This window comes from Arenimonas composti TR7-09 = DSM 18010 (genome assembly GCF_000426365.1).
GTDB classification, from domain to species: domain Bacteria; phylum Pseudomonadota; class Gammaproteobacteria; order Xanthomonadales; family Xanthomonadaceae; genus Arenimonas; species Arenimonas composti.
This window is the reverse complement of sequence record NZ_AUFF01000016.1, coordinates 1-12,813: the sequence shown is the minus strand read 5'-3', so window position 1 is coordinate 12,813 and position 12,813 is coordinate 1. Positions and strand designations below refer to the sequence as shown.

Below are 12,813 nucleotides of genomic sequence, written 5' to 3'. Positions count from 1 at the left end.
CGCCGAACTATCGCTCTGTGGTTCAGGCAGCATTGCCCCTCACAACCAACCAGGTCACGAAGGCCGCAATGAACGCGATCATCGCAGCTACAGATCAGCAGATTCCCAATATTGGTAGGGATAGTGCGTTCCAACGGATAATCGGCGCCTACTAGCTGCAACATAACAATTCATTCAAGCCGACGCCGCTTTGCGGCGCGGCTTAATTCAAGCGTTAGGCCTCAATGCCAACCTATCTTCTTCTTGGCAGCGTATTCCGCGTCGCCGAAGCTCATCTGGTCCATCGATCGCGCCCTTGTCCGCTTCGCGCAATCTCAGCACACTTCGGGCGACTTGTTCAGACCTTCCTTGGCGATCATGTCCGACTACGACGTGCAATGGCGGGCGATCTTCTCCAGGCAGACGCGGGGCACGATCTTCCTGCTACTGCACATCCTGCTGGTTCCCGTAGGGGTGTATCTGGTTGGGTGGTTCCTCGCCAGAACAAGCGGGAAGGATCCCGTCTGGTTCTATGTGGCAGGATTCGCATACTTCATCTTTGGCCTCATCCACATCGTCGTCCGTTACAACGCGTTCCGGTGCCCTCGTTGCAATGGGAAGGTCAAGGCCTGGAATCGCTACAACTCTCCATCCATCCCCGTGCCCTGCCCGAAATGTGGCCTGGTGAGACCGCTGATATCCCCATGAGCGCTCACTCTTTCAAGCTGAGACCGCAGATGGCCAATCATTCACGCGTGGTCGTTTTCGCCTGGTACGATTCCGAGCAATGGGACGAGTTGAAACGCGTCGCCGCGGATAGTGGGAATCTGGACGAGTCCTTCGCAGACTGGTGCGCGAACGCGCTTCGAGCCGAACGTGAGATCCAAGCGGCAGGTCATTCCGTCATGAGGCTTCTTGTGAACGTGGCTGAGCTCGAGGCCTGGTGTCGGGATCAGGGCGTTGCCAACACCTCCTCCGCGAGGGCCCAGTACGTCGCGCAACTCGCTTCCAGGGCGGCCGGCGGTGAGGGCTAGTCATTCAATCCCCCGACTTGGGCGCGGCTTGACGCAAGTGTCAGCATCGTGGAAGCCGGATGGCCGTCATAGCCGGCGCCTTTTGAGCCGCGTCCGCGCCATCCTCCGGAAACACACGGACGCCCTGGATCCGGTGCAGCTCGCCTACTCGGACGCGTTGCCGAATCCAGCTGCGATTTCTACCGAACTCGGGCCGGAGGGCGTCGCGGAGCTCTTCATGGAAATCGCCGGCGTCGCCGACGAGCGTGCCCTGCGGGAACGGGAAGGCTGCACGGACCACGACCTGCTCGACGATTACTGGCGCGAAATGAGCCGGCTCGCGAGCCTGATCCCCTGGCTCGCAAGGCGCTATCCGGTGCCGGTGCTGGCGGGCCTCGCGCATCCGAACCGGGCCGTGCGGTTGCATGTGGCGGGTGCGATCGAGCGGGTTCCGTTCCGCCCGGCGCCCCGGCGCTGCGACGGGCGCTCGAGCGGGAGTCGGACGACCCGACGCGCCGCGTGATCGCCGATGCCGTCGCGTCCTGCGCGTCGAACACGCGATGCCTGCGGGAGCTGTTCGACAGGGCCGTGGGTCGTCCCGTTCGCCGGAGGGCGCCGTGATCCTCGATCAGAACGATCCCGGCGCGCCTCGTGCGGGTGTCCGGTGCACGGGTTAGGCTGGACGCATCCTTGGTCCACGGGGTTTGGGATGAAGACGATTACGGTACGGCTCGGTGCGCGCAGCGAGGCGAGTGCATGACCAACGATTCCGGCATCCGCGACGACACCCGCGCACCGGTCGTGCTGCGCCCCGGCGAGGGCCGCCACTACGCGATGGGCGGGATGTCGGCGGTGTTCAAGGCCGACGAGGGCGAAACGGGCAGCGCCTACTCGATCTCGGAATGGTGGCTGGAGCCCGACACCGCCGGACCCGGTGCGCATGCCCATCCGGAGGACGACGCCTTCTACGTGCTCGAGGGCACGATGAGCTTCCTGATCGGCGACACCTGGATCGAGTGTCCGGCGGGTTCGTTCGTGCTGGCGCCGGCCGGGGTGACCCACGACTTCCGCAACGGCGGCGCCGTGCGGGCCGGCATGCTCAACCTGTCCGCACCCGGCGGCTTCGAACGCAACATGGGAATGATCGTCGACTGGTTCGCGAAGCAACCGCCCGGGAAGGTGAGCCCCCGGCGGGGACGTACCCCGTAAGAATTTTCCGACGGGGTACGTCCCCGAGACGCCGAGACGAAGCGAGTATGGACAGCGAACCAGGCGAGACCGGCGGGAAATTCGGCAACGACGTGGAACCCGACGACAGCGGGCGGGTTTTCCTCGCGAGCGTGTGGCTGCTCGCCGGTGCCGGCCTGATCTACGTGGCGCTGGCAGGTTCGCCTGCGCTGCTGGCGATGCCGGGCCTGGATCGGCGCTCCGGCGCGCTGCTGCTGGCGCCGCTGATCCTCGTCGGCATCGCGGCCATCGCGGTGTCCGCCGCGCTGTTCCTGCGCTGGCGGCATGCCCGCTACCTCGTCGCCGCCGTCACCTGGCCGGGCACCGTTCTCTTCGCCTGGGCGCTGGTCTGGTGCGTGATCGGATTGCTGGCCGCGCCCGGCAGCGAAACCGTCGTAGCGTCGGTGGTGCCGCTGCTCGGCCTGCTGCTGATGGCGCGTACACGCCGGCTCGCTCGGGCGCTGGCGGTTGCCGGCGCGCCCGGCCCGGCGGCGCCGGTGTCTCCGGATGCGGCGCCGGAGCACGTCGTCGTGCTCGAGGCCAGCTCCAGCGTTGAGGGCGCGCCGCGCGAATACCGCTGGATCGCCGAGCACCTGCCCGGCGGCGAAGTCACGCGCCAGGCCCTCGTGCAGCGCGGGGACCGCGTCTACGACCGCTTCGACGTCGTGCTGCCGGACGGTACGACGCACCGCGTCTTCTTCGACATCACCGCGTATTCCGGCAAGTGAGCCCGACCGCGCCCGCCGGCAGCGAGGTGACGCCGTCGCCGGACGGCCGCTTCGCGGTATGGGCGACGCCGTGGGAAGCGGCGGCCTCGCAATGGGTCTACCACCCGCGCCTCGTCGTCGTCGCCACCGGCGAAACCTTGTGGGCGCCGGCCGACAACCGCTGGTCGCTCGAACGCGCGACGTGGGAATCGGATTCGCAGGTACGGCTGTCGCTCCGGCGTTTTCCCGGGAACCCGCGGCGGCCGTTCGTCGAGGCCACGGTGGACTGCGTCGCGGGCATCGCCGCCGTCGGGGAAGCGCCGGCCGAACCGCTGACCACCCTCGGGCAGCGACTCGCTGACGCCTGGGAGATGCGATGAACCTCACCCGCGTCGCCCGTGCATTCGCCGCCGCGTCCCTGGCCCTAAGATGCGGTCATCGCCAGCCGGCGCGCCCCGCGCCGATTCCGCGGCGAGACGCACGGAGGGATCCATGAGCCGGACGACTGTTTTCGCGGCGGCGATCGCGCTGGCCGTAGCGCTGGCGGTATCGCTGGCCGGATGCTCGCATGCGACGGCCGGGGGAGCGCCGCGTGCCGATACCGGCACCGGCGACGATGGCGACGCCGCTGCGCTGCCGCCCTTCATCGTCGACCTGATCGCGCGGATGGAAGCGGCGCCGCCGGCCAATCCGCCAGCCTCGATCCACCGCTACGACTACCGCGGCGACACCGTCTACTACGTGCCGCCGCGCTGCTGCGATGTGCCGAGCGCCCTGTATTCGGCAACGGGCGAGCGGATCTGCAGCCCGGACGGCGGCTTCACCGGCCGCGGCGACGGCAAGTGTCCCGACTTCCTCGACACCCGCTCGGCCGGGACCCTCATCTGGGCGGATGGGAGGCAGCGCTGATGTTCTTCGCCTATCTGAAGGTGCCGCTGGCGCAGGCGAGTGGCGAGGCCGCCGACGCGCTGCACCGCACCCTCGACGGCGAGCTGGCCGCCACCGGCGCCGGCACGCTGCTCGGCTGGGGCACGTCGCTGCCCTCGGCCGATGCGCGCGAGGACGACCCGGGCTGCTTCCACCGCATCGACATCGGCCTGCGCGAACCGGCCGCGCTCGAGGCGCTGCGGCCGGCGCTGCTGGGGCTGGGGCTGGCCGAGGGCACGCGGCTGCACTTCAACGTCGACGGCGTCGCGATGCACCAGACCCTGGCCGGCGACGGCTGGGGCGCAGCCGTGAAAACCCGGGACGTACACCGTTAAAACCCGGGACGTACACCGTTAAGCTGGCTTGACGGTGTACGTCCCAACCCCCGAGGTCGCATGGATCCGATCGCCACCTGGCATGCCATCGCCGAGCGCCGTGATCCCGCCGGCCTCGCCGACCTGCTCGCCGACGACGTGGTCTTCCTCTCGCCGGTCGTGCACACGCCCCAGCACGGCCGGGCCATCACCAGCGCCTACCTCGCCGCGGCCCTGCAGGTCTTCGGCAACGCCAGCTTCCGCTACGTGCGCGAGATCGTCGGCGAGCGCGACGCGATGCTCGAGTTCGAGACCGCGATCGACGGCGTGCTCGTCAACGGCGTCGACATCCTGAAGTGGAACGCCGACGGCCGCGTGGTCGAGTTCAAGGTGATGGTGCGCCCGCTGAAGGCGGTCACCCTGATCCACGAGAAGATGGCCGCAATGCTGGCGGCGGCGAAGCGCCCCTGAGCCAGGCCGTGCGCCGCAGCATCCGCCTTCCGGCCGCCCGCGTGGACGACCCGGTCGAACGCCTCCGCGTGGCCCGCCGCGGCCTGGTCCGCACCTATCTGCTGCACCTCGGCTGGTTCCTGGTGATGTGCTGCTTCGTCGCGTTCCGCTGGGCCGTTCGAGTCCGGCCTGGTGCTGCCGCTGCACAACCTGCTGATCGCCAACCGCCTGCTGGCGCTGGCGGCGCTGCGCGCGAAGCGGCGGGCCGGCCCGGCGTAGACTGCCGGCGGCGCCCGGGGAGACGCGCGCATGGAACGATCGGCGATCAACTCCTATACCGCCGCGGGCGGCTTCCTCGGCCTGCTGTTCGGCCTGTGGGTCGCGAATGCCGGCGTCGGCGCCGGAAGACTGGAGTGGCGCCGCCACTTTGCCCGGTGGCAGCCCGGTGCGGGCCGGCTGCGGCGGTGTGACCCGACCCGCTACGATCGCCGCATCCGAACTCCCGAGATCGCCATGACCGACCCTTACAACAGCGCTCCCGCCGCCGCCACCGCGCAGGGCCTGACCGATGCGATGGTGACCACCGCGCTCGAACTGCCCGGCTATCGGGTCGTGCGCAATCTCGGCATCGTCCGCGGTCTGACCGTGCGTTCGCGCTCGGTGGTCGGCAACTTCATCGGCGGCCTGCAGACGCTGTTCGGCGGCAACATCACGATCTACACCGAACTGTGCGAGCAGGCGCGCCACGAGACCTACCGCGAGATGCTGATGCACGCGCGCCAGCTCGGCGCCAACGCGATCATCGCGGTGCGCTACGACGCCACCGAACTGATGGCCGGGCTCACCGAGGTGCTTTGCTACGGCACCGCGGTCGTGGTCCGGCCGCACCCGGATTCCTGAGGCGGCGGGCGGCACGATGGTCGTGATCGACCACGCCCCGCACGCCTGGTTCCTGCTGCGCGATGGCGACGGCTGGACCCGGACGAGGCCGCCGACGTCGCTGCGCACGGACGTGTCGCCGCCGCAGCGCTCGCCGGCGAGATTGCCGGGTCGCCGCGGAAGTACGCGCCGCGCCATGGGGGTGCGGCACTGGCCGCGGACGTGGAAATGGCGATCCGGGCCTGGCGGAGGAATCGATGAAGCGTTACGTGGCCTTCCTGCGCGGCGTGAGCCCGATGAACTGCCGGATGCCGGCGCTGAGGCAGGCCTTCGAGGCCGCCGGCTTCGGCGATGTGCGCACGCTGCTGTCGAGCGGCAACGTCGCCTTCAGTGCGCGGTCCGCCTCGATCGTGAAGCTGCAGCAGGCCTGCGAGGCGACGATGGCCGAACACCTCGGGCGCTGCTTCCAGGCCTTCGTCCGGCCCTCGGAACACCTGCAGGCGCTGCTCGCGCGCGACCCGTTCGCAGCGTTCCCGCTGCCGGCGGACGCGAAGAAGGTGATCACCTTCCTGCACCGGGCCCCGGCGACGACGCCGGAACTTCCGCTCCGCCAGGGCCAGGCGGCGATCCTGGGCATCGCCGGCACCGAGGTATTCTCGGCCTACGTGCCCGACGAGCGCGGGCCGGTGTTCATGGCCCAGCTCGAGAAGACCTTCGGCAAGGACATCACCACCCGCACGCTGGATACGGTGCGCAAGTGCGCGGCGGCCTGAGGCCGCTGCGGAAGGAGACATCGCCATGAGAACCCTCGTCGTCGTGCTGCCCCTGCTGCTCGCCGCCGGCTGCGCCTCGTCGCCGCGCACGCATCAGGTCGTGGAGATCCCGGTGTCCTGCGCCGGCACCGCCACGGCCGTCGACTGCCTGCGGACGGCCAGCGAACTCTGCGGAGAACGCGGCTACACGCTGCACGACGCCGACGGCCGTGAGGTCACGCTGGCCGATCTCCGCCATCGCCCGGGCGTCGCCCGCTGCAGGCGGTAGCGGGCTCGTTGTGAGCCTCAGTCGAGGCTGTGGTCGGAATCGCCGAGGCCGCCGCCACCGCCGGCTTCCAGCGTACGCACGCGCTTGGCGTCGCGGCGCGCCTCGCTGAACTTGCGGATCGACTCGCGGATGCGTGCGGCATCCTTCAGCCAGGTCAGGTGCACTTCCGGCGTCGAGGCGTCGGTGGTGAACAGGACGACCTCGCCGCAGCCGAACAGGCGCTGCCAGAAAGGCTGCTCGAGCCGGGTGTCGCGGACGCGGTAGAGCTCGAGGTCCTCGGTGACGCGGTTGAACACGCCGCGCCGCACCAGCAGGCGTTCGGTCGTCAGCGTGTAGACGGTGTTGCGCGTCACCAGCCAGCGCCAGAGCGCCCACGGGATCGTGACGATGCCGAGCCACCAGCCGAGGTTCTGCACCTGTGACGGGGTGCCGGTCCATTCGACGCGTTCTTCGCTGCTCATGCGGGTGTCCGTTCAGGGCGGCAACAGGGCGGGCAGGGCGTCGAGGTCGACGTTGCCGCCGCTGAGTATGAGGCCGACGCGGCGGCCGGCGAAGCGCTCGCGGTGGCGCAGCACCGCGGCCAGCACGGTGGCGCCCGAGGGTTCGACCAGCTGTTTCGTGCGCGCCAGCAGCAGGCGCATCGCCGCCCGCACCTCGGCATCGCCGACCAGCAGTGCCTCGACGCCGTACGCGCGCATCGCCGCCAGGTTCACCGCGCCGACGGTGCCGCGCAGGCCGTCGCAGATCGTATCCGGCACGAAGTCGGTGACGTGGCTACCGTCGCGCAGCGAGGCGAAGGTTTCGGCGGCGCCTTCCGGTTCGGCGCCGAATACCGCGATGCCGGGCTGGCGCGCCGTCGCGGCGATCGCGCTGCCGCTGATCAGGCCGCCGCCGCCGATCGGGGTGACCAGTGCATCGAGCGGGCCGGCTTCGGCGAGCAGTTCGAGCGCCGCGGTGCCCTGGCCGGCCATCACGAAGGGATCGGTGTAGGGATGCACGAGGCGCGCGCCCGTTTCCGCCTGCACGCGCGCGGCGGTGGCTTCACGTGCGGCGATGGTCGGCGCGCAACGGTGCAGCACGGCGCCGTAGGCGGCGATCGCGGCGAGCTTCGAGGCCACTGCGCCCTCGGGCACCACGACATGCGCCGGAATGCCGCGCAGCTTCGCCGCCAGCGCCAGCGCGGCGCCATGGTTGCCGGACGAATGGGTGACGACGCCGCGGGCGGCGACGTCGTCGGGCAGGGCCATCACCGCATTGGTGGCGCCGCGGAACTTGAAGGCGCCCGTGCGCTGCAGGTGCTCGCACTTCAGGAACAGCTCGGCGCCGGCGAGCTCGTCCAGCGATCGCGAGCGCAGCACCGGCGTGCGGTGCGCGAACGGGGCGATGCGCGCGGCGGCGGCGAGGATGTCCGCGGGCGCGGGGTAAGTGGCGGACGTCATGAAGGTCCTTCGACAGATCGCGTGCTAGCCTAGCAAACGTTTGAAAACCCCCGGAAAACCGCGTCGATGAGCCCCCCCCGCGCGGATGGTTTCGTCCATCTCGAAGACTACGCACCGCCGGCCTGGCGGATCCCGCATGCCGAACTGGCGTTCGACCTCGAGCGCGAGGCGACCGTCGTCGAGGCGACGCTGCGCCTCGAGCCCGATCCCGGGCAGCCCGGTCACGCGGTCGTGCTCGATGGTGAGGAGCTCGAACTGCTCGACATCGAAGCCGACGGCGCGCCGCTGCCGGCCGACCGCTGGGATTACGACGGCCGCCACCTGCGCATCGACGGTTTCGCGTCGGCGTTCACCCTGCGCACGCGCGCGCGCATCCGGCCCGCCGACAACACCCGCCTCGAGGGCCTGTACACCAGCGGCCCGCTGCTGCTGACCCAGTGCGAGGCCGAGGGCTTCCGCCGCATCACCTTCTTCGCCGACCGCCCGGACGTGATGCCGACCTGGCGGATCGTGCTGCGCGCCGACCGTGCCGCCTTCCCGGTGCTGCTGGCGAACGGCAATCCGGCCGGCACGCGGGAACTCGACGGCGGCCGCCACGAGGCGACGTGGGAGAACCCGCATCCGACGCCCTGCTACCTGTTCGCGATCGCCGCCGGGCAGCTGCGGCGGGTCACGCACACGCTGCGCACCGCCGAAGGCCGCGAGGTCGAGCTCAACGTCTGGGCGCAGGGTGACGATGTCGTACGCTGCCATTACGCCCTGGGCGCGGTCGAACGCGCGCTGCGCTGGGACGAGCAGCGCTTCGGCCGCTGCTACGACCTCGAGGTGTTCAATGTCGTCGCCGCCCAGGATTTCACGATGGGGGCGATGGAGAACAAGGGCCTGAACATCTTCAACGCGCGCTACATCCTGGCCGACGAGGAAAGCGCGACCGACGAGGATTTCCTCGCGATCGAGTCGGTGGTCGCGCACGAATACCTGCACAACTGGTCGGGCAACCGGGTGACGCTGCGCGACTGGTTCCAGCTGTCGCTGAAGGAAGGCCTCACCGTCTTCCGCGACACCGAGTTCAGCGCCGACCTGCATTCGCGCGCACTCAAGCGCATCGAGGTGGTGCGGCTGCTGCGTGCGCGCCAGTTCGCCGAGGATGCCGGTGCGCTGGCGCATGCGGTGCGGCCGGACCGCTATCGCGAAATCAGCAACTTCTACACGCTGACGATCTACGAGAAGGGCGCCGAGGTCGTGCGCGTGCTGCAGGCGCTGGTCGGCGAGGAGGCGTTCCGCGCCGGCATGGACCGCTATTTCGCCGACAACGACGGCCGCGCGGCGACCATCGAGGACTTCCTCGCCGCGCACGCCGCCGCCAGCGGGAGCGACCTCTCGGACTTCGCGCGCTGGTATGCGCAGGCCGGTACGCCGGAGCTGTGGATCACCGCCGACTACGACGAGGCCAGCGGCGACTACACGCTGCAGGTCGACCAGCACACGCCGCCGACGCCGGGGCAGGCGCACAAGGAAGCGCTGCCGATGCCGCTGCGCTTCGTGCTGTTCGCGCCGGACGGCGGCGTGATCGACGCGGCGCCGGAGACCGATGCGCCGGCGCTGCCCGGGGGTGGCGTCGCGCTGACGCAGGCGACGCATGTGCTGCGCTGGCGCGGGCTGCGCGCGCGGCCGCTGCCGGCCTTCAACCAGGGCTTCGCGGCGCCGGTGAAGCTGCGCTTCGAATACGACGCCGCCGATCTCGCGGCGCTGGCGCGTTTCGAATCCGATCCCTTCAACCGCTGGGACCTGCTGCAGCGGCTCGCGAGCGGCGCGCTGCTGCACACGCTCGATCCCGAGCAGGCGACGGTGGCGCTCGGTGACGCGCTCGGGGCGCTGCTCGACGACGACGCCGCGGACCCGGCCTTCGTCGCCGAATGCCTGGCGCTGCCGGACTTCGACACCCTGGCCGAGGCCTGCGACGTGGTCGACGTCGACGAACTCGTGGCCCGCCGCGAGTCGCTGCTCGACCGCCTGGCCGAAGAACACGTCGAGCGCCTGCAGCGGCGCTACGAGAGCCTGGCCGCCGCCGCCGGCGACGGCCTGACGGCGCCGGCGATGGCGGCGCGGGCGCTGCGCAACGCCTGCCTGGCCTGGCTGACCCGGCTCGACCCGGAGGCGACGCTGGCGCAGGCGCAGTTCGCGACGGCGACGACGATGACGGCGCGGCTGGGTGCGCTGCGTTGCCTGGTGCATTTCGAGGCGCCGGGGGCCGCCGCGGCGCTCGCGGAGTTCCGCACGCGCTGGGCCGCCGATCCGCTGGTCACCGACAAGTGGATCGCCTGCTTGGCGTCGCGACCGCATCCCGACACGCTGGACGACATCGGCGAACTGCTGGCTTCGTCGTGGTGGCTGCCGACGAATCCGAACCGCGTGCGCGCGGTGGTCGGGACGTTCTCGCGTGCCAATCCGCTGGGTTTCCATCGTCGCGACGGCGCCGGCTACCGCTTCGTGGCCGCTCAGGTCGAGAAGCTCGACGGCATCAACCCGCAGGTCGCGGCGCGCCTGCTCGGCGCCTTCGAGACCTGGCGCAAGCTCGCCGAGCCGCTGCGCCATCAGGCCCGCCTGGCGCTGGCTTCGCTGCAGGGCCGCCTGCACTCCGGCGACACCCGCGACCTCCTGCAGCGATTGCTCGACGACGCCTGACAGCCGGGCTTAACAACCGGGGTCAGATTCCTTCGTTAAGGCTGGTGGAGCTTGCCTTAACGAAGGAATCTGACCCCGGTTGTTAACGCTTCTGGCCGAGGAGGCTGGTGGCGGCGGAGCCGAGCACGACCGCGCCGGCGCCGGCCAGGCCGATCACGCCGATCCGTTCCGCGGCGATCGCCGCCGGCCACAGCGCATGCACGAGCGCGGCGAAGCCGAGGCAGAGCAGCGGCGTCAGCGCCAGCACCGCCGACACCCGCGAGGCCTGCCAGTGCGCCAGCGCCTCGGCGAACGCGCCGTAGGCGACCAGGGTGTTGAGCGCGCAGAACAGCAGCAGGCCCCAGTGCAGGCCGTCGAGGCGCAGCAATGCCGCCGGCGCCGCGAACGGCAGCAGCACGATGCTGGCGACGACGTAGATCGCCACCAGGATCGCCGGCGACGACAGCCGCAGCAGCAACTGCTTCTGCGCCAGCGCGTACACCGCCCAGACGATCGCCGCGGCGATCACCAGCAGCGAGCCGAGCAGGTAATGGCCACCGGCCTCGCCCGGCAGGCGCAGCTGTTCGACGAAGAACATCGCCAGCCCGCCGACGATCAGCGCCAGCCCGGTCCACTGCCAGCGGTTGAAGGCCTCGGCGAACACCACGACGCCGCCGAGCGCCATCAGCAGCGGCGCCAGCTGGATCAGCAGCTGCGCGTTGGCCGGCGAGGTGTACTGCACGCCGAGCAGATAGAGCACGTAGTTGGCGATCAGCCCCGCCGCCGCGATCGCGAGCAGCCACCACTGCCGGCGCGCCAGGTCGCGGAAGCCGCCGAGACCGCCGCGCGCGCCCAGCCACGCCAGCATGATCCCGGCCGCGAACACGAAGCGGAACCAGGTCAGCGTGTAGGCATCGACCTGCTGCAGGGTGATCTTCAGCGCCACCGGCAGCGTCGCCCAGCAGGCGGCGGTGACGAGCGCGAGCAGCAGGCCGAATCGCCAGCGGCCGGAGGCCTGGTGCAGGGACATGCGCGGAGGGTCGTGCGGAAAGGGTGCGTAGGATGGCAGGCTTCACGCAGGACCGGCACCACGACGCACATAAAGTTAAGGACGGATTCACTGCATGCGGCCGACAGTGGCCGCAGACCCCGGGGGGATCGACGCCATGATTCGACGCCTGCTCGCCGCCGCTGCCGCTGCCGGTCTTCTCGCCGGTTGCGCGACCTACGACACCGGTCGCGGCTACGGTTATTACGACGATCCGTACTACTCGGGCTATTACGGCGACGGGTACTACGACGATGGCTATTACGACGACGAGTACGGCTGGTTCGACGACCGCTACGGCTACTACGACGGTTATTCCCTCTACGGCGCGCTGCCGATCTGGGGCCTCGACCGCTACCGCTGCGACCGCCGCTGGGGTTTCTACAACTCCTACGACTGTTCGCCGTACTGGAGCTCGTACTACGGCTCGCCGTTCGCGAGCTGGAGTCTGGGCTGGGGCGGCAGCTGGGGCTGGGGCAGCTACGGCCACTGGACGCCCTGGTACGACCCGTTCTACTGGAGCGGCCGTCCGCGTCCGCCGCGTCCGCGCCCGCCGGACCGCGACGACGTGGTGAAGCCGCCTTACCCGGAGCGCGACCTGCCGCGCCCTGGCCATCCGATCCGCCAGGTGCCCGGCGAATACGTCCGTCCGGCGCCGCCGCGCGACCGTGGCCCCACCGGGCCGGTGCAGCGGCCGATCGACGGCCCGGCGACGCCGATGCCGAAGCCGCTCGGCCGCGGCCGTGGCGGCGATGCGAAGCCGTCGCCGGAGCCCGGCTCGCGTCCGCCGGCGCCGCGCCCGCGCCAGCCGGATACCGGCGCGCCGCCGGGTCGTCCCGGGGTCGTGCGTCCGCGCCAGCCGGAGAATCCGCCGCCGGTGACGCGCCCGCGCCAGCCCGACACCGGCGTGCCGCCGGGTCGTTCCGGTGTCGTGCGTCCCCGCCAGCCGGAGAATCCGCCGCCGGTCATCCGGCCGTCGGAGCCGAGCCAGCGTCCGAGCCCGATGCCGCGCAGCGAGCCGCGTCCCACGCCGACGCCGCGCTACGAGCCGCGCAGCGAGCCGCGTCCGGCACCGACGCCGCGCTACGAGCCGCGCAGCGAGCCGCGTCCGGCACCGACGCCGCG

At 70.5% G+C, this 12,813-nt stretch carries 14 protein-coding genes and 1 pseudogene; 12 read left to right on the top strand and 3 right to left on the bottom strand.

Annotated elements, in window-relative coordinates; genetic code table 11:
* Positions 1-1,146 precede the first annotated feature (1,146 nt).
* The 10 genes from K311_RS0113200 to K311_RS0113150 all read left to right on the top strand — a co-directional run bounded on the left by K311_RS0113200 (position 1,147) and on the right by K311_RS0113150 (position 6,537).
* On the top strand, positions 1,147-1,515 hold the full coding sequence (locus K311_RS0113200) for a hypothetical protein (RefSeq protein WP_154659565.1): 369 nt from the start codon (positions 1,147-1,149) through the stop codon (positions 1,513-1,515).
* Positions 1,516-1,748: 233 nt separating this feature from the next.
* Positions 1,749-2,201 (top strand): cupin domain-containing protein, encoded by a 453-nt coding sequence (locus K311_RS0113195; RefSeq protein ID WP_051240154.1) that lies wholly within the window; start codon positions 1,749-1,751, stop codon positions 2,199-2,201.
* A 47-nt stretch (positions 2,202-2,248) separates the two neighbouring features.
* A complete protein-coding gene (locus K311_RS17870; RefSeq protein ID WP_051240152.1) occupies positions 2,249-2,947 on the top strand; it encodes a hypothetical protein in 699 nt (232 codons plus the stop codon).
* On the top strand, positions 2,944-3,306 hold the full coding sequence (locus K311_RS17010; protein ID WP_051240150.1) for a hypothetical protein: 363 nt from the start codon (positions 2,944-2,946) through the stop codon (positions 3,304-3,306). The genes K311_RS17870 and K311_RS17010 overlap by 4 nt, the downstream gene beginning before the upstream one ends.
* Positions 3,307-3,418: 112 nt before the next feature.
* Positions 3,419-3,835, top strand: coding sequence for a DUF6970 domain-containing protein (locus tag K311_RS18795; RefSeq protein ID WP_211223667.1), 417 nt, complete (start codon positions 3,419-3,421; stop codon positions 3,833-3,835).
* Positions 3,835-4,188: a hypothetical protein gene (locus K311_RS17000; protein WP_051240148.1), complete on the top strand. Its 354-nt coding sequence runs from the start codon at positions 3,835-3,837 to the stop codon at positions 4,186-4,188. The genes K311_RS18795 and K311_RS17000 overlap by 1 nt, the downstream gene beginning before the upstream one ends.
* A gap of 60 nt (positions 4,189-4,248) precedes the next feature.
* Positions 4,249-4,638, top strand: a complete 390-nt coding sequence (locus K311_RS0113170; protein ID WP_026817698.1) for a nuclear transport factor 2 family protein — start codon at positions 4,249-4,251, stop codon at positions 4,636-4,638.
* 492 nt (positions 4,639-5,130) lie between these two features.
* Positions 5,131-5,517 carry a YbjQ family protein gene (locus K311_RS0113160; RefSeq protein WP_026817697.1) on the top strand — a complete coding sequence of 129 codons (387 nt, stop codon included), beginning with the start codon at positions 5,131-5,133 and terminating at the stop codon, positions 5,515-5,517.
* Between the two features lie 236 nt (positions 5,518-5,753).
* Entirely contained in the window at positions 5,754-6,269 is a 516-nt protein-coding gene (locus tag K311_RS0113155) for a DUF1697 domain-containing protein (protein WP_051240146.1), read from the top strand.
* 25 nt (positions 6,270-6,294) lie between these two features.
* On the top strand, positions 6,295-6,537 hold the full coding sequence (locus tag K311_RS0113150; RefSeq protein ID WP_026817695.1) for a hypothetical protein: 243 nt from the start codon (positions 6,295-6,297) through the stop codon (positions 6,535-6,537).
* A 17-nt stretch (positions 6,538-6,554) separates the two neighbouring features.
* Here K311_RS0113150 and K311_RS16995 read toward each other — a convergent pair whose 3' ends face one another.
* Both K311_RS16995 and K311_RS0113140 read right to left on the bottom strand, forming a co-directional pair.
* Entirely contained in the window at positions 6,555-6,998 is a 444-nt protein-coding gene (locus K311_RS16995; RefSeq protein ID WP_051240144.1) for a PH domain-containing protein, read from the bottom strand.
* A 12-nt stretch (positions 6,999-7,010) separates the two neighbouring features.
* Entirely contained in the window at positions 7,011-7,976 is a 966-nt protein-coding gene (locus tag K311_RS0113140) for a pyridoxal-phosphate dependent enzyme (RefSeq protein ID WP_026817694.1), read from the bottom strand.
* Between the two features lie 66 nt (positions 7,977-8,042).
* Here K311_RS0113140 and pepN point away from each other — a divergent pair, with 66 nt between their 5' ends.
* A complete protein-coding gene (gene pepN / locus K311_RS0113135) occupies positions 8,043-10,661 on the top strand; it encodes an aminopeptidase N (RefSeq protein WP_026817693.1) in 2,619 nt (872 codons plus the stop codon).
* An 82-nt stretch (positions 10,662-10,743) separates the two neighbouring features.
* Here pepN and K311_RS0113130 read toward each other — a convergent pair whose 3' ends face one another.
* Positions 10,744-11,670, bottom strand: a complete 927-nt coding sequence (locus K311_RS0113130) for a DMT family transporter (protein ID WP_026817692.1) — start codon at positions 11,668-11,670, stop codon at positions 10,744-10,746.
* A 136-nt stretch (positions 11,671-11,806) separates the two neighbouring features.
* Between K311_RS0113130 and K311_RS18490 the strand changes: the two are divergent.
* A pseudogene (locus tag K311_RS18490) lies at positions 11,807-12,813 on the top strand (hypothetical protein); the annotation flags it as partial.

What these genes read in the sequence shown, in the direction of transcription:
- K311_RS0113195 (WP_051240154.1), top strand. Translation starts at nt 1,749, where the DNA reads ATGACCAACGATTCCGGCATCCGCGACGACACCCGCGCACCGGTCGTG.
- K311_RS17870 (WP_051240152.1), top strand. Translation starts at nt 2,249, where the DNA reads ATGGACAGCGAACCAGGCGAGACCGGCGGGAAATTCGGCAACGACGTG.
- K311_RS18795 (WP_211223667.1), top strand. Translation starts at nt 3,419, where the DNA reads ATGAGCCGGACGACTGTTTTCGCGGCGGCGATCGCGCTGGCCGTAGCG.
- K311_RS17000 (WP_051240148.1), top strand. Translation starts at nt 3,835, where the DNA reads ATGTTCTTCGCCTATCTGAAGGTGCCGCTGGCGCAGGCGAGTGGCGAG.
- K311_RS0113170 (WP_026817698.1), top strand. Translation starts at nt 4,249, where the DNA reads ATGGATCCGATCGCCACCTGGCATGCCATCGCCGAGCGCCGTGATCCC.
- K311_RS0113160 (WP_026817697.1), top strand. Translation starts at nt 5,131, where the DNA reads ATGACCGACCCTTACAACAGCGCTCCCGCCGCCGCCACCGCGCAGGGC.
- K311_RS0113155 (WP_051240146.1), top strand. Translation starts at nt 5,754, where the DNA reads ATGAAGCGTTACGTGGCCTTCCTGCGCGGCGTGAGCCCGATGAACTGC.
- K311_RS0113150 (WP_026817695.1), top strand. Translation starts at nt 6,295, where the DNA reads ATGAGAACCCTCGTCGTCGTGCTGCCCCTGCTGCTCGCCGCCGGCTGC.
- K311_RS16995 (WP_051240144.1), bottom strand. Translation starts at nt 6,998, where the DNA reads ATGAGCAGCGAAGAACGCGTCGAATGGACCGGCACCCCGTCACAGGTG.
- K311_RS0113140 (WP_026817694.1), bottom strand. Translation starts at nt 7,976, where the DNA reads ATGACGTCCGCCACTTACCCCGCGCCCGCGGACATCCTCGCCGCCGCC.
- pepN (WP_026817693.1), top strand. Translation starts at nt 8,043, where the DNA reads ATGAGCCCCCCCCGCGCGGATGGTTTCGTCCATCTCGAAGACTACGCA.
- K311_RS0113130 (WP_026817692.1), bottom strand. Translation starts at nt 11,670, where the DNA reads ATGTCCCTGCACCAGGCCTCCGGCCGCTGGCGATTCGGCCTGCTGCTC.